This window comes from Deefgea piscis, assembly GCF_019665785.1.
GTDB lineage: Bacteria > Pseudomonadota > Gammaproteobacteria > Burkholderiales > Chitinibacteraceae > Deefgea.
Genome location: NZ_CP081149.1, coordinates 2,642,259 through 2,657,708 on the forward strand (window position 1 = coordinate 2,642,259; position 15,450 = coordinate 2,657,708).

Annotated in this window: 14 protein-coding genes; 7 read left to right on the forward strand and 7 right to left on the reverse strand. The window is 46.8% G+C overall.

Going from position 1 to position 15,450, the window contains the following annotated elements; genetic code table 11:
* Positions 1–573: 573 nt before the first annotated feature.
* Positions 574–1,740 (reverse strand): BaiN/RdsA family NAD(P)/FAD-dependent oxidoreductase, encoded by a 1,167-nt coding sequence (locus K4H25_RS12330; RefSeq protein WP_221020790.1) that lies wholly within the window; start codon positions 1,738–1,740, stop codon positions 574–576.
* Positions 1,741–1,889: 149 nt separating this feature from the next.
* On the opposite strand from K4H25_RS12330, the gene K4H25_RS12335 reads away from it, so the two are divergent.
* Positions 1,890–2,687, forward strand: coding sequence for a Cof-type HAD-IIB family hydrolase (locus tag K4H25_RS12335; protein WP_221020791.1), 798 nt, complete (start codon positions 1,890–1,892; stop codon positions 2,685–2,687).
* Between the two features lie 94 nt (positions 2,688–2,781).
* On the opposite strand, the gene K4H25_RS12340 is transcribed toward K4H25_RS12335, so the two are convergent.
* Complete coding sequence (locus K4H25_RS12340; RefSeq protein WP_221020792.1) at positions 2,782–3,429, reverse strand: carbonic anhydrase; 648 nt, start codon at positions 3,427–3,429, stop codon at positions 2,782–2,784.
* 258 nt (positions 3,430–3,687) lie between these two features.
* Between K4H25_RS12340 and K4H25_RS12345 the strand changes: the two genes are divergently transcribed.
* The 5 genes from K4H25_RS12345 (at position 3,688) to K4H25_RS12365 (ending at position 8,856) form a co-directional block, all read left to right on the forward strand.
* On the forward strand, positions 3,688–4,239 hold the full coding sequence (locus tag K4H25_RS12345; protein WP_221020793.1) for a cytochrome b: 552 nt from the start codon (positions 3,688–3,690) through the stop codon (positions 4,237–4,239).
* A 31-nt stretch (positions 4,240–4,270) separates the two neighbouring features.
* Entirely contained in the window at positions 4,271–4,825 is a 555-nt protein-coding gene (locus K4H25_RS12350) for a YceI family protein (RefSeq protein ID WP_221020794.1), read from the forward strand.
* Between the two features lie 105 nt (positions 4,826–4,930).
* Positions 4,931–5,494, forward strand: coding sequence for a YceI family protein (locus K4H25_RS12355; protein ID WP_221020795.1), 564 nt, complete (start codon positions 4,931–4,933; stop codon positions 5,492–5,494).
* A 294-nt stretch (positions 5,495–5,788) separates the two neighbouring features.
* Complete coding sequence (locus tag K4H25_RS12360; protein WP_221020796.1) at positions 5,789–7,264, forward strand: tetratricopeptide repeat protein; 1,476 nt, start codon at positions 5,789–5,791, stop codon at positions 7,262–7,264.
* The gene (locus K4H25_RS12365; RefSeq protein WP_221020797.1) at positions 7,261–8,856 is read left to right on the forward strand and encodes a GGDEF domain-containing protein; all 1,596 of its coding nucleotides are present in this window, start codon (positions 7,261–7,263) and stop codon (positions 8,854–8,856) included. The genes K4H25_RS12360 and K4H25_RS12365 overlap by 4 nt, the downstream gene beginning before the upstream one ends.
* A gap of 24 nt (positions 8,857–8,880) precedes the next feature.
* Here the strand turns inward: K4H25_RS12365 and K4H25_RS12370 are convergent, their stop codons facing one another.
* Positions 8,881–9,801, reverse strand: coding sequence for a LysR family transcriptional regulator (locus tag K4H25_RS12370; RefSeq protein WP_221020798.1), 921 nt, complete (start codon positions 9,799–9,801; stop codon positions 8,881–8,883).
* Between the two features lie 108 nt (positions 9,802–9,909).
* Here K4H25_RS12370 and K4H25_RS12375 point away from each other — a divergent pair, with 108 nt between their 5' ends.
* Complete coding sequence (locus K4H25_RS12375) at positions 9,910–10,608, forward strand: pirin family protein (protein WP_221020799.1); 699 nt, start codon at positions 9,910–9,912, stop codon at positions 10,606–10,608.
* Between the two features lie 68 nt (positions 10,609–10,676).
* Here K4H25_RS12375 and K4H25_RS12380 read toward each other — a convergent pair whose 3' ends face one another.
* From K4H25_RS12380 to K4H25_RS12395, 4 genes are all read right to left on the reverse strand, one after another.
* Positions 10,677–11,711, reverse strand: coding sequence for an ABC transporter permease (locus K4H25_RS12380; protein ID WP_221020800.1), 1,035 nt, complete (start codon positions 11,709–11,711; stop codon positions 10,677–10,679).
* Entirely contained in the window at positions 11,708–12,775 is a 1,068-nt protein-coding gene (locus tag K4H25_RS12385; RefSeq protein WP_221020801.1) for an ABC transporter permease subunit, read from the reverse strand. Before K4H25_RS12385 ends, K4H25_RS12380 begins: the two co-directional genes overlap by 4 nt.
* Positions 12,776–12,793: 18 nt before the next feature.
* Positions 12,794–13,489 carry a M24 family metallopeptidase gene (locus K4H25_RS12390; RefSeq protein WP_255587608.1) on the reverse strand — a complete coding sequence of 232 codons (696 nt, stop codon included), beginning with the start codon at positions 13,487–13,489 and terminating at the stop codon, positions 12,794–12,796.
* 164 nt (positions 13,490–13,653) lie between these two features.
* Positions 13,654–15,441: an extracellular solute-binding protein gene (locus K4H25_RS12395; protein ID WP_221020803.1), complete on the reverse strand. Its 1,788-nt coding sequence runs from the start codon at positions 15,439–15,441 to the stop codon at positions 13,654–13,656.
* Positions 15,442–15,450: the final 9 nt, after the last annotated feature.

Sequence of the window (15,450 nt, forward strand, 5' to 3'; positions counted from 1 at the left end):
AAACAAACTTCAGTTTATAAAAAGTGCTGAATCATTAAAATAAAAACACAAGTATAAAATCAACCTGCACGTTTAAACTAAAAAGTATGAATCATTTGAAACAAATTAAAGGTTTATCAATGGGGTGCCCGATCGACACCCCGTAAATTAATACAACTCAATTGTGTTCATACTACAGAATACGGCACTACGGCAATGATCATAACAATGACCAGAAATGGCATGAACTAGCCAGCTAGGTTGAGTAAACTAAAAACATCGGAATCAATCAAATATGACCTCCTTTGCTACAAGTTCAACTACAAAAACCAGTGCGACTTAAAGAACATCGGAATGTAACTTCATTCCCTTCGAAAGCGTTAGCTCGATTGCTCTCAATTTGCAATACAAAACTAAATAAAGCCACCATGGGCAGAGACCAAAAGATTGATCTTAATTAGCATTAAATGCTAGGCACCAAACACATGACACTGGAATCAATTTAATATTGCCCCCTATCTATTGTTTAGCCAAGATCAGCAATAAGATCATCATTGAAGACTGCTCTTTTGTTGCTGTAGTATTACTCTAATCCTAAATATTCATTCCTGCAACATATCCTGATGACCAGGCCCATTGAAAATTGTAACCGCCCAGCCATCCGGTCACATCAACGACCTCGCCGATGAAATACAGACCCGGAATTTCTCGCACCATCATTGACTTAGAAAGCAACTGATCGGTATCGACACCACCGCGTGTCACCTCAGCTTTTTTATAACCCAAACTACCTGATGGCTTAATTTGCCATTGATGCAGTTCAACCTCTAATCGCTGCAACTCTTTACTAGAGTATTGCTTGAGTGGCCTTATCTCACCATACTTAGCCAACCATACCCCTACAAATCGTTTTGGTAATACATCAGCTAAAACGGTCGATAACAAGGCGTCTCGATTGGCTGTTCTTAAAAAATCAGCCAAATCTAGGTCCGGTATTAAATCTATTTCGAGCGTTTTTCCCGCCTGCCAAAAGCTAGATATTTGCAAAATAGCCGGACCAGAAAGGCCTTTATGCGTCAATAAAATCGACTCGCGAAATGATGTATTTTCACAACTAACCACGACATTCTCTAAGGCAACACCGGCGAGTTCTGTCCACAAATCCTCGGCCTGAAAAGTCAAAGGCACTAATGCTGCCGCCAAAGGTTGTAAATTGAGCCCAAACTGTTTGGCTACCTCATAGCCAAAGGCTGTAGCGCCAATTTGCGGGATAGATAAACCGCCCGTCGCAATCACCAATGCATCACTAAGCCAAACTTCGGTCGCAGTCGTGACTTGAAACTGTCCCTCTACTTGTACCACCGCAATGACTTCCGTACCCATACGCCAAGTCACATCACCCAAATTGACTTCTGCTTTAAGCATTTCAATAATGCCTTGGGAGTTTTGATCACAAAACAATTGCCCTAGGGTTTTTTCATGGTACGTTAAGCCGTGCTTATCCAATAAAGCCATAAAATCAAATTGCGTAAACTGCTTCAGCGCTGATTTTACAAAATGCGGATTATTTGAGAGATAACATTCTGGTCGGACATTGAGATTGGTAAAGTTGCAACGTCCACCGCCAGAAATTCTAATTTTCTCGGCCAATTTTTCACTGTGATCCATCAAGACCACCTTACGACCACGCTGGCCAGCGGTGGCCGCGCACATCAGACCTGCGGCGCCTGCGCCGATCACAATGACATCCGTTTTATTCATCAAAACCGTCCTTATATTTAGCCCCAATTGTACCGCTTTCATCCCCCCCTCACCGCTAAAGCTGAACCCCAATGGCATTATTACTGACGCATTCAATCGCTTTGCGGCGTAAAATTACAGCACACTGATAAATCCCTAGGATTGAACCCATGCAAAAAATGATTGTTTCTGACTTGGATGGTACTTTGCTGGACCACGAGCACAAAGTCGATGCGTTCACTGCAGCCACATTCCAAGCCCTTGCGCTGCAAGGAGTACACCTTGCAATTGCCACAGGGCGTCATTTTTTAGATGTACAAGGTATTCGAGAAACACTCGGCGTGAAAGCGCACTTAATTACCTCGAATGGCGCACGCGTTCATGACCCCGAAAACAATGAGATTTTTGCCGAAAATCTAGCCCCAGAACTCGCACGCGCTTTAATGCAGCCTGAGTTTTCTAATGGCTCATTACTCAATGCCTATGTGGATGCCGGCTGGTTGGTAGAACGGGAATGCCCAGAATTAGTGGGGGTGTATTACAAAGACTCAGGGTTTGGCTATCAAGTAACCGACTTAAAACACCACAACGGCGAAGACATCGCCAAAATTTTATACATCGGCGATCACGCCACGCTCACCGCCATTGAAAGCAAAATCATCGATCGATTTGGCGACCAGATTTATATTACGTTTTCTGCTGATGATTGCTTAGAAGTGATGGCGCCGACCGTATCCAAAGGACACGCGCTAACCGCAGTTTTAGCTCGTCTCTCGATTGATGCCGAACATTGCTACGCCTTTGGTGACGGACAAAATGACATTCAGCTACTGGCGGTGGCCGGGCATCCTTTTGTAATGGGCAATGCCAGCCCCAAACTTAAAGCCGCCCACCCCAATGCGCCAGTCATTGGTAGCAATGATGAACATGGCGTAGCGCAGCAATTAAGACAGATTTTTAAGCTTTAAGTTAACGCAAAAAAATAGCCCAATCTATTCAAATGGCTTTGAGCAACTCAACGACCAACCTTTAGGCCGATCGCTGAGTCACTCAAAGCCATTTTTATTCTTTTAACGACGTCACCAAGGCTTGAAACGCATTTTTTTCTTGATCAAAATCGTATAAAGCCCCGCGCAAAATATCAAAATACCAACCAATTAAACTCAACGACCCTTCTTGAACTCGACGAGCAATAAACGGAAAGCTCATCAAATTATCCAAAGAAACGATAATGGCGGCCATTTCACACGCGCGAATTTGTCGATCGGGTGATTTATGTGCCAATTCACGTTTGACTTGATCTCTAGCCGCCTCAGCAATTCTCACCCAACGACCAATAAAATTAGCCTCGGTTTTCGGCTCACTCGCTTCCATCAAGGCTTGAATCCCGCCACATCCAGAATGACCAAGCACAATAATTTTACTGACTTCTAAATGCTCAACCGCGTATTCAATCGCCGATGAAACCCCGTGAAAAGCACCATCAATTTCATACGGCGGCACCAAATTGGCCACATTGCGAACAATAAATAAATCCCCTGGATTGCAATCGGTTAGCAGCGCAGGATCAACGCGTGAATCAGAACAGCCTATCAATAATGTTTTTGGATTTTGGCCTGATTGCAACTCGGCAAATAAATCCCGATGCTCACCAAAATATTTATGTTGGAAGCGGCGAAATCCGCCAATAAACTTTTCAATCTCTTCCACTTGAAATCCCCTATTGCTATTTTGATTTTCGCGCAATTCTACTGGTTTTCCGCAAGGTGTGCGTATTCAAGCGTATTCGATTGTGAAGTAACAAAAAGTCATCGTATATTGACTCGTATTTCCAATACCCCAAAACAAGCATGACACCTAAGTTCAAAATATTTGAACGAAACACACAAGTATTTACGCTATTCGTAAAGATCATGAACGCTTATGATGCCTACACAATTCAGAAATACTGAATAAGGAACAATCAAAATGAAACATTCAGCGCCCAAAAATTATGATCCCTTGCAAATCAGCCTGCATTGGCTGATGGCACTACTGATCATTGCGGGATTTATTTTGGCATGGTTTTTTGCCGATATGCCCTTATCGCCAGATAAATTCAAAATGATTAACTGGCATAAATGGACCGGTATTACCGTGCTTGGCTTATTTTTCGTTCGCTTTGGCTATAAACTCATCAGGGGTACCCCTATTGTCGACCCCGAGTTACCGGTAATCCAGCGCAAACTCGCCATCGGCGTCCATCATTTACTGTACTTTCTGATGTTTTTATTGCCCGTAGTCGGCTGGCTGATGAGTTCAGCTAAAGGCTTTGCCGTCGTCTACTTCGGCGTATTCAAACTGCCCGATTTAATCGCAAAAAATGAACAAGTCGGCAATTTGCTCGTCTCAGCCCATGAGTTAATCGCTTACACACTATTGGCGTTGATCGTCTTGCATATCGCAGGGGCGATTAAACATCAGCTCATTGATAAAGACAGCACTTTGGCGCGGATGCTGCCATTTTTAAATCACAAATAAATCATCATCATTCTGAATATTGGAGAGCACGATGTTTCGTTCCTTAATTGCTGCAAGCTTATTACTGATTGGCAGTCACGCGATGGCCGCACAAAGTTTAGTCAACGCAAAAAGTCAGCTGAACTTTACTTTTAAGCAAATGAATACCCCTGTTGACGGCAATTTTAAAAACTTTACCGCCAAAATTAATTTTAATCCCGCCAAACCAGAGACCGCTAAAGCGGAAATCCTGGTCGATCTAGCCAGCATTGATGTGGGTGGCCCTGACGGCAACGGCGAAGCCAAGAAAAAAGCTTGGTTTGATATTGCGAGTAATCCTAAAGCCACATTTACCGCCACCAGCGTTAAAGCATTAGGCGGTGGTAAATTTGAAACTAAAGGCAAGCTCACAATGAAAGGCATCAGTCATGACGTTAGCGGCACCATGACCGCTAAAGCGCTTGGTAACGACTTATTGCTTGAAGGCAGCATTCCGGTGCTGCGCCTGCAATACAAAATTGGTGACGGCGTTTGGGCCGACACCGGCACAGTGGCCGACGAAGTCATTGTGAAATACAAACTGCTGCTCACAGGCAAAGCAGATTAATCCGTAGCGCCGTTAAAGATTTGATCCTCGCAAGACATGTTAAACGTTAACCGCGAGTATCAAATTTTGTACCTCTCTATCGACTTACCCACTGGAGTTTTCACTATGCATCAATTCATTCGCTCGGCTCTATTTGTCTCTCTGGCTGCAACTGCCTTTGCCGCACCAGAGGTCTATACCATTGATCCATCACATACCCTACCTACGTTTGAAGTAAAACATCTAGGTTACTCAACACAACGCGGCTCATTTGATAAATCCAGTGGCAGCATCACGCTGGATCTGGCGGCAAAAAAAGGTGCAACCGATATCACCATCGACACCACTAGCCTACGCACGGGTTGGGAAAAACGTGATGCACATTTAAAGGGCGAAGATTTCTTTAATACCGCAAAATTCCCAACCATGACCTTCAAAAGCAATGATTTTAAATTTGCGGGTGATCAATTAGTCAGTGTGGTCGGTCAATTGACTTTATTAGGCGTGAGCAAACCCGTCACATTAAAAGTCACTGATTTCAAATGCAGCCCACATCCGATGAGCAAAAAACCAACCTGCGGCGCAGATGCAATCGCGACGATCAAACGCAGTGAATTTGGCATGAGCGCTTATGTCCCTGCAGTCAGCGACGAAGTGACTTTACGCATTCAAGTAGAAGCCAGCCAATAAACACCAAACCGCCAGCAATGGCGGTTTTTCTCCCAAATGAACGCTTCATTTGCATAAGCTAAGCGATCGAGCTTAGCTTATGCACTTCAAACGCAAAATCAATACGTAAATCACGCGAAAAGAGCGGCAAAGCAATAAAACCATCTTATCAATCAACTGTATTTAAATATGCTGAATTTGCGATTAAATTATTTATAAATACAAGAATGTAGTGCAAATCAGTTACACTACAAGCTATCACTTCATCAATATATGAATCGGATTTAATTTCGATTTTTAAAGAAATAAATCGTCATGATGGCTGAGAATATTTTATCTATTGATCTGCAATTGTTAGCACTCAAACAACAACCCCCAGTCACCTCCAAAGCCTTGCTGCAGCAAGCGCAATTGATTCAAACTTGCGCCCAAGCCATTGAATATCAGCACGGCATTGCTGAAGCGATTTTATTGCAAGCTCAATTTCATTGGGCTGATATGGATTATGCTGCGGCCAAACTGGCCATACGCCAAGCCTTGCACTATGCCAAGAAAAATCACGCCGACGATTTATTGGCAGAAGGGTATCACCTTTCAGCCCTCATCCACGTTGCAGAATCAAGCTATACCCATGCTTTAAGCGCATGGTACAAATGCCTTAAATTACTCCGCACTTTACGTATTGAACCATTACAAATTGAAGTACTCATTGGTTTAGGCAATTTATGGGCGCTCGATTTGCAATACGAAAAATCACAAGCGGCACTCAATGAAGCATTAACTCGTGCCAATCAAATTAACGACGCGCAATTGGCCGCCAAAGCGGCAATTTGTTTAAGTCGGGAACATTTAAAACAAGGCTTGTTTGAAGATGCATTAAAGAGCCTGTCACAAGCCGATCGCCATGTGAGTAAATACACCAATCCAACATGGTATGCCGAAATCTATAATTACCGCGCTCGGGTGTGGTTATCTCTCAATCTGACTGATCAAGCGCAAGCAGAGTGCCTGCAAGCATGGCAACAAATTGCCGAACACGACAATCTCGCTTGGGCTCAATGCCTCACGCAAGTGAGTTTGGCGCAAGTGGCATTAGCTAAAAATATGGATCCCAGCTCATCACTCAATCACGCCAGCGCACTGGCTGAGCATTTTCATTTGTATGGGTTTTTAAGCCAAATTGCTTTAATCCGTTCGCAATACGCCGAAAAAAAAGAACATTGGGATGAGGCTTTAAATCACTTTAAAACACATCGACAATTAGAATTAGGCGCGCTCGCCCAACAGCAACAATACGGCTTGCATAATTTTAACTCATTGCCATTAATGCAATTGGCTCAAAAAATAGAAAAAGAGCAGCAATTACTTAAACATGCAATTGAAGTCAAAAAAAATGACGACTTCAATAAAGTACTTATTCGTCATTTTTGGCTCGCCCAGTTAAAACAATTTATTAAAGATAAAACTGAGGTCGGCTTAATTTTTATTCGATTTAGCTTGGCCCAAAATAGCCATAACCATCAGCAACGGCTTTTTCTACTGTCGGCCCTCTGTTGCGAGCGCAGTGTGCTTTGCCATTACGCCGATGGGGTCTACGCCCTACTCACACCGGCGATCAGCGGCGCTGATTTATTGCAAACACAACGTCATCTCGATCAAATTTTGCAATTATTACCATGGGAAACACAGCCAGTGAGCACGGCGGCGATGCTCGCTCAAGCACCCCATACGCAGATGGATATTTTGACTCAAATCGAGGCCAAGCTTTTTTCGGACGCCGCCCTATCATGAACCATGCCACCTTATTTAGTAGTCAGCTGCAACAAATCAGCCACAATTTAGAGCAACATGCGCCACTACCGGCTTTGGCCTTGATTCATGAAATGAATAGCGCCAATCCACGCGTCAATCCGAAGCAAAAAATTGCACTCTTACTACTCAAAGCCCAAGCAGAAACTGAATTAGGCCAAAGCCATGCCTTAAGTAATACGCTCAATGAAGCCCTCGATTTATCGCAAGGCGCTGATTTGGCTTTAGAACGTCTGCAAATCATGAATCAACTTGCCGATCAAATGTACACAATGGGCAATTATCGACAATCGATTCAATTGTGGCTCACTTGTATTGAACTCGGACTGGAACTAGGCGACACCACCACCGCAATCGCCGCATTTATTTCCATTGGTGGTATTTTTAATGCCGCCGATGAACATGAACGCGCCTATAAACTGCATCTGCAAGCCCTGCAATATTGTCGCAATATTGCCACGCCCTATATTTACTGCACAATTCGACTGTATCTGGCTGCAGATGCGATGTGGCTTAAGCGCCCTGCAGATACCCTAAGATTACTCGATGAAGCCGACCCGATTATCCAGCAACATCAATTTCATCATGAACTCGCAGAATCTTTTCTTTGGCGCGCACAAGCACTATTGCAACTGAATCAAAACGACGATGCCATTCACTACCTGAACCAAGCTTTAGCCTACGCCGAACAAACACACCACTTCTGGGCACAAATCAAATGCGGGCATCAACTGGGTTTGATCTACACCCAGCAACAACGTTATTCAGAGGCGGAACAATGTCTGCTTGAAGCGCAGGCCATCGCCAAAGACAGTGAATTTACGCAATTACTGCGCGACTGTTTACTGGCACTTTCAACACTTTACGAGCAAATGGGACAAGCCAAACAAGCCTTATTGGCTTTGCAAGCGGCGCATGATTTAGAGCATGGTCTCGCTAAACGCGCGCCGATTTTAGAATTAGAACCGCGCATTCTCAAGCAATTGGCATTGCTAGAAACCCGCTTTAGCCTTGAAATTAGCCGCCAAGAAAACCGCCAACTGATTGCAGTACAAGCCCAGCAAAGCCAAAAACTCGATCAATTACGCACCGAGGTCGAGCAAGATCCACTCACCAAGCTGGCCAACCGCCGCTGGCTAGATACCCATTTGCCACAGCAATTACACAACATTAGCGAACAAGAGCCATTATCGATTTTATTATTGGACTTAGACCACTTTAAAAAAATCAATGACGATTTTTCGCATTTAGTCGGCGATGAAGTCTTGCGGGAACTGGGCTTTATTTTGCAACGTGCTTGCCGCGATATCGACACGCCGGTGCGCTATGGTGGCGAGGAATTTTTATTGTCTTTGCGCGGCTTAAATTTATTTTCGGCGGCCAAAGTCGCGGAACGAATTCGCCACCAAGTAGAAAAACACCGATGGCCAGCCAGCCTCGGTGATCGAGCGGTGACCATCAGTATTGGCGTGGCGCAAGCGCATCAAGGCGACAGCCTCAGTAGCTTAATTGAACGTGCCGACCAAGCGCTGTATTGTGCCAAAAGCTTAGGTCGTAATCGGGTCGAACTTTAAACACCAAGCGACGCGCAAACCGCGTTAATTCAAACCGCGAGCTAGCCATTGTTTAATGCTTGAGTCTTGCATCAAGAAATCAAGCCACCATTTTAATGCATGACCAACATTATTATTTTGCCAAGCAAAACACATTCGAATCGGCGGGCTCACCTCTGCCACCGCTTTGGCCACCAAGCGCCCGTCGGCTAAAGGCGCCGCCGCCAGCGCCAGAGGCAAATAACCACACCCCAGTCCGGCAATTTGCGCGTTCAATTTATGCTGCATACTGGGCACGCGTAAAGTTTGCTGCCCTGACAATAAACCTATCGTATACGGCAATAAATGATGCGAAGAATCAGGCACCACAATCGCCCGATATTGCTGAATCATGTTCGCGGCCAGAGGCTCACTCACGCTGGCTAAAGGATGGCTCGGTGCAACGGCAAATACACTATTGAGCTCACCCAACACATGGCTCGATTGCGTTGCCGAATGATTGCCCAAATGGCTAATGGCGCCAATGACTAAATCAGCGCGGCGCTCTTGCAATGCCTCCCAAGAACCACCTAATGATTCTTCAATAAAACGCAAGCGTGTGCCCGATTGCAACGCATCAAATTGCGCAATCATCGGCCAAATTAAATCAAAGGGCAGTACGGTATCCACCGCAATCACCAGCTCAGTTTCCCAGCCCGTCGCCACGCGCTTAATGCGGCATTCGAGCTCACCGGCCGCCAATAGTAAGTGTCGCCCTTCGGTGAGTAGCTCAAGCCCTGCCGGCGTTAACTGCGCGCGATGACCGCTGCGATCAAAAATCTCGACGCCCAAATCATCTTCTAATTTTCGCACCATATAGGTGACCGCCGAGGGCACGCGATGTACCTCAGCGGCAGCCGCAGCAAAACTGCCGCGCCGCGCAATGGCATCGAGGATTTCTAACGCTTCGATCGAAAGACGTAGCATAGTCTTATTCCAAAAATTTGAATGATATCGTGCTATTTTTTTGCTATCACTGCAGCAATCCTAAGCATATTATGGCATACATCATTCAAAATTAATGAAGGGCTTAATATGATTACCTTAAGAAAAGCCACTGAACGCGGTCACGCCAACCATGGTTGGCTCGACTCTCACTTTAGTTTTTCATTTGCCGAATATTACGATCCTGCCCATATGTATTATGGCGCACTGCGCGTCATCAACGATGATCGAATTGCACCGGGCATGGGCTTTGGCATGCATCCGCATCAAGACATGGAAATTATTACCTACGTGTTATCTGGGGGTATTGCCCACAAAGACAGTATGGGCAATGGCTCGGTGATTTTACCCGGCAATGTGCAAAGAATGAGCGCGGGCACAGGGCTACGCCATAGCGAATACAATCCCAGTAACGACACTGAAACGCATTTGTTACAAATTTGGATCTTGCCAGCGCAAAAAGGCGGCGCCCCGTCTTACGAAGAAAAAACCTTTAGCGACGCGGATAAACGCGGGCAATTGCGCCTGATCGCCAGCCCAACAGGTGAAGCGGGTTCGGTGACCATTTTGCAAGATGTGAAGCTGTACGCGGGATTGTTTGACGGCGAAGAACACGCCGAAATGCCGATTTTGCCGGGTCGAAAACTCTATCTTCATGTCGCCAAAGGGCAGGTTCAAATCAATGGTTTAGTCCTCGATGCGGGCGACGCCATCATGCTTAAACAAGAAGACGCACTCAAAATCCAAAATGGCCAAGCGGCGGAAGTCTTAGTTTTTGATGTGTTTTAATCCATCTGACTGCGGGTCACCACTAAAGCTCAGGTTTGGCTTGCTGTGGTGACCGGCGTCATTTCAATTCACTTGCTGCGCGGATCAAGTGCTTGCCGTAGCCCTTCACCAATAAACACCAACAACAACATCAAGGTCAGCAACACGGCAAAAGTGGACATCGAAATCCACCACGCATCTAAATTGGCCTTCCCTTGTGCCAGCAACTCCCCTAGCGAAGCGGTTTGTTGGCCCACACCCAGCCCAAGAAAATCTAAACTGGTCAGCGCCAAAATCGCCGCCCCCATTCGAAACGGCAAAAACGCCAGCACTGGCGTTAAGCTATTGGGTAACACATGGCGACGAATAATTTGCCAATCACTCAACCCCATACTGCGCGCTGCCAGCACATATTCTCGATTGCGATGACGTAAAAACTCCGCGCGCGTGTAATCGGCTAAACCCATCCAACCCAATAGCGTCATCAAAATCAGCAATAAGCTCAAACTGGGCTCAAAAATTGCCGTAAAAATAATTAATAAATACAGCTCAGGCAATGCGGCCCAAATTTCTGAAATCCGCTGGCCAAATAAATCCACGCGGCCGCCAAAATAGCCCTGAATCCCGCCAATCACCACGCCAAGCACCGAGCCAGTTAGCGTCAATGCCAGCGCAAACAATGCCGAAGTGCGAAAGCCATATAATAATCGCGCCAATAAATCACGTCCTTTATCGTCCGTTCCGAGCAAATTGTCGCGCGATGGCGGCGCCGGATTGGGCGCACTGGCAAAATAATTAAGCGTATCAGCGGCGTAACGATTTGGCGGAAAGATCGCCCAATTGCCCTCGCTGGCCAATTGCTGCTGCATAAATGGATCAAGATAATCGCTTGGCGTCGGAAAATCGCCACCAAACGTGGTTTCTGGATAGGTTTTAAACAGCGGAAAATACAGTTGCTGCTGATAACGCACCACATACGGCTTATCGTTAGACACCAGTTCAGCCAGCAAACTGATGCCCAATAAAATCCCCAACAGCCATAAACTGACCAAGGCACGCCGTTGCGACTTAAACCGCCCCCAAGCTCGCGCCCAAGGCCCGTTGGATGAATGCTGCGCCCTCATGTGCTACCCCCTACCGCACCAAACTGCACGCGAGGATCAACGACCACATACGCAATATCCGACAGCAAGCGCCCAAGTAAACCCAATAAAGTAAAGAAATACAGCGTACCCAAGACCACTGGATAATCGCGGCGAATCACCGATTCGTAAGCCAACAGCCCCAAACCATCGAGCGAGAATAGCGTTTCAATCAATAAACTGCCGGTAAAAAAAGCACCAATCATCGCCTCGGGCAAGCCCACCACCAAGGGCAGCGCAGCATTGCGTAAAATATGTCGCCAAAAGATGCGGCGCTCTGTCAAACCCTTGGCCCGCGCTGTGCTGACATATTGCTGATGGATCTCCTCTAAAAAACTATTTTTGGTCAGCATCGTTAAGCTTGCGAAGCCTGCCACCACCATGGCAGTCACCGGCAAGGCCAAATGCCAGAAAAAATCCATCAGCTGCGCCGACCAAGACATCGTCGCAAAATCATCCGACGTTAAGCCACGCAACGGAAATAGCGCCCAAAATGAACCACCACCGAATAACACCAAGAGCACTACCCCCAACACAAAGGAGGGAATCGCATACCCCACCATCAGCATCACCGTGGTCACCGCATCAAAACGCGAGCCATGGCGCAGTGCTTTGGCCACGCCCAGCGGCACCGCAATCAAATAGGTCAGCAGCAAGCTAGAAATCCCCAAGCTCATCGATACCGGCAATTTATCCCAAATCAATTGCGTGACGCTGGCATGGCGAAACCAGCTGTCGCCCAAATTAAACGTCGCGTAGTTTTTCAGCATTTGCCAAAATCGCACCGGCGCCGGTTGATCAAAACCATATTGCGCCTTGATTTGGCTCAGCTGCTCTTCGCTTAAACCCCGCGCCGCCTGATAACTACTTGACGACCCAACCGAGGTATTGCCCGCCGCCTCAGCAGCCCCGCGGCCTTTAAGCTGATACACCATCTGCTCCACCGGCCCACCAGGAACAAATTGAATCACGATAAAACTCACCAACAGCACACCTAGCAAGGTGGGGATCATCAGGAATAATCGTTTTAGGATGTATTGCAGCATGTCTTATGCCTTTTCCGGTTAAATAGCGCTTAACAATCCATCAGCATCAAACGCATAAATTTCTTCATGCTTAAAACCCCAACGATCATCAGACGCGATGTGTGGCTCAAAGGTGAAACACATTAAGTCACCTAAACACTGCTGTTGACCTTGCTCGATAAAAAATCGATCTTTGCGCCGCGTTGCAATACTGTGACCGACGTTACCAAGAAAATCGAGATTACGAAAACCCAGAGCTTTAATCCGTGCATTCGCCCAATCAAACAACGCCGCGCCCGTCATATCTGGGCGAGCAATCTCGCATAGTTCGGCATGCAAAGTTTGCTCTGCAATCAAGCCACGTTGGAACTCCACCGATACTGGCGCATTCGTAACACAGCCATTTTCAATGCAAATGGTACGCGCACAATCGCCCCACACTCCGCCCTGTGATGGGCTCAAATCAATCGTGACCAAATTATTTTCACCGACGAATTCAGTTGACGGCACATAGTCACGCCCTGAAATCGATAGCTGGCTACGACTACCGAGCAATACAAAAGCGGGGTAATCGTAATACCAAGTGGTATGTATACCGTGCAAAGCCATTAATTCTGTAGCCTTTATGGCAATACTTGCCTCAGTGTCTTGCGCTGTAATATGTGCAGGTATTTCAGCTAAAACCAACCTTGCGATGGTCTGTATCGATCGATGTAAATTTAATTTTTCCAACACGTTGACCTTAAAAAATCTAAACAACTATCCGTAATATGCTCCGCATTAAGCCGAGCGAGCGCCCGTCAGTGCGGGGAGACCGGCGCACAGGAACCGGAATGTACACAAGGTACATGAGGATTCCGAGCACCGCCCGCCCCGTAATCACGGGATGCGCAGCCTGTTTAATGTGGGGCAAGCCACCATGTCGCCAACATCCAATCCCCCGCTTGGTAATACCGCGGCATCGTTTTGGGTATCGCAAAGCGGTCGCGCCATGCGGCGCGGTGAGTGGCGCTATACCAGTGCGGAATAATGTAATGCCCAGCGAGCAAGGCGCGATCAAGCGCGTGGACTGCGGTGATTTGCTGCTGGTGATTGGGCGCCAGCAACACGTGATCAATCAAGCGATCAATCGCGGGGCTTTTTAAACCCATCACATTGCTGCTGCCTTTGGTGTCGGCGGCTTGACTGCCGTAATAATCAAGCAACTCTTGGCCAGGGCTTTGCACATTCGGAAAGCGCAACACCACCATATCAAAGTCAAAATCATCGAGTCGGCGTTGGTATAAAGCAAAATCAATATCGCGCTGTTTAACGACGATGCCCAGTTTGGCTAAATTGCGGGCCAGCGGTGGAAACACCCGCCCCATAGGGCCACCATCATCTAAGAGCTCAAATTCAAAAGCCTCGCCTCGCGCATTACGCAAAGCGCCATCGCGGTATTGCCAACCGGCTTGTTTTAATAATTCGCGCGCTTGCCTGAGGTTTTGCCGCAATGAATTGGGCGGATCGGTATTGGGTGGCGCCGCGAGCGTGCTGAATGTTGCGGCAGGTAATTGCGATTGCAGTGGCTTTAAAAGTTGTAATTCTTGCGCGGTCGGCGCGCCACTGGCGGCAAGTTCGCTATTGGCATAAAAGCTATTGAGACGTTGATATTGGCTGTAAAACAATTGGCGATTTAACCATTCAAAATCGAGCGCCAAGCCTAAGGCTTGCCGCACGCGAAGATCGGCAAATAACGGGCGGCGTAAGTTCATCACATAGCCTTGCATGCCACTGCTATTGTGGTGACGCAATTCGCTTTTTTTAATTTCCCCCGAGCGAAACTTAGGGCCTTGATATTGCCGCGCCCAATTGCGCGCACCATATTCGGTGATGAAATCAAATTCACCGGCTTTAAACGCCTCAAGTTTGGCGGTTTCATCTTGGTAATAACGATAGGTAATTTGATCAAAATTATATTGCCCACGCCGTGTTGGGTGATTTTTACCCCAGTAATCACTGCGCCGTTGATAACGAATGGATTGGCCGAGCTTATAGTCTTTAATTTGGTACGGCCCACTGCTAATCGGCGGTTCTAAAGCGATTTTATCCAAGGTTTTGCCGGCGCCCCATTGCTGAGAAAACACCGGCAGCGTACCGACGATTTGCGGCAATTCGCGATTGGCAGTTTTAAAGCGATACACAATGGTTTGCGGATCAATCACATCAACGCTAGCTACATCGCGCAATTGCGACGCATATTGCGGCGCAGCCAAGCGACTATTGAGGACGGTAAAGCTGTGTTTTACATCGGCAGCCGTCACCTTTTCCCCGTTATTAAACCGCGCCGCAGGATTTAAAACGAACGTCACCGATAAGCCATCCTTGGCCACTTTGATGTCTTTGGCCAATAGCCCATACATGGTGGCAGTTTCATCCCAACTCATCACGCCGAGCGACTCAAACATGAGCGCTCCTAAGCCAGCGGCTGATGTGCCTTTAATGATGAAAGGATTGAATGAGTCAAAACTATTGCGCCGATCCGGATTGGGCAAAATAATCTTCCCGCCTTTTGGCGCGGCTGGATTCACATAATCAAACGCAGTAAAGTCAGCGGCGTACTTAGGCGCATCGCCAAGTGAAATTGCATGCTCAGCGTAAGCTGGCAGCAGCCATAAAGACAATAGTAGCAGTAGGTAAGATTTCATTTGCCCATG

Bases quoted from the DNA above. Each gene is read 5' to 3' on its own strand.
- K4H25_RS12330 (WP_221020790.1), bottom strand. From the start codon at position 1,740: ATGAATAAAACGGATGTCATTGTGATCGGCGCAGGCGCCGCAGGTCTG.
- K4H25_RS12335 (WP_221020791.1), top strand. From the start codon at position 1,890: ATGCAAAAAATGATTGTTTCTGACTTGGATGGTACTTTGCTGGACCAC.
- K4H25_RS12345 (WP_221020793.1), top strand. From the start codon at position 3,688: ATGAAACATTCAGCGCCCAAAAATTATGATCCCTTGCAAATCAGCCTG.
- K4H25_RS12350 (WP_221020794.1), top strand. From the start codon at position 4,271: ATGTTTCGTTCCTTAATTGCTGCAAGCTTATTACTGATTGGCAGTCAC.
- K4H25_RS12355 (WP_221020795.1), top strand. From the start codon at position 4,931: ATGCATCAATTCATTCGCTCGGCTCTATTTGTCTCTCTGGCTGCAACT.
- K4H25_RS12360 (WP_221020796.1), top strand. From the start codon at position 5,789: ATGATGGCTGAGAATATTTTATCTATTGATCTGCAATTGTTAGCACTC.
- K4H25_RS12365 (WP_221020797.1), top strand. From the start codon at position 7,261: ATGAACCATGCCACCTTATTTAGTAGTCAGCTGCAACAAATCAGCCAC.
- K4H25_RS12370 (WP_221020798.1), bottom strand. From the start codon at position 9,801: ATGCTACGTCTTTCGATCGAAGCGTTAGAAATCCTCGATGCCATTGCG.
- K4H25_RS12375 (WP_221020799.1), top strand. From the start codon at position 9,910: ATGATTACCTTAAGAAAAGCCACTGAACGCGGTCACGCCAACCATGGT.
- K4H25_RS12380 (WP_221020800.1), bottom strand. From the start codon at position 11,711: ATGAGGGCGCAGCATTCATCCAACGGGCCTTGGGCGCGAGCTTGGGGG.
- K4H25_RS12385 (WP_221020801.1), bottom strand. From the start codon at position 12,775: ATGCTGCAATACATCCTAAAACGATTATTCCTGATGATCCCCACCTTG.
- K4H25_RS12395 (WP_221020803.1), bottom strand. From the start codon at position 15,441: ATGAAATCTTACCTACTGCTACTATTGTCTTTATGGCTGCTGCCAGCT.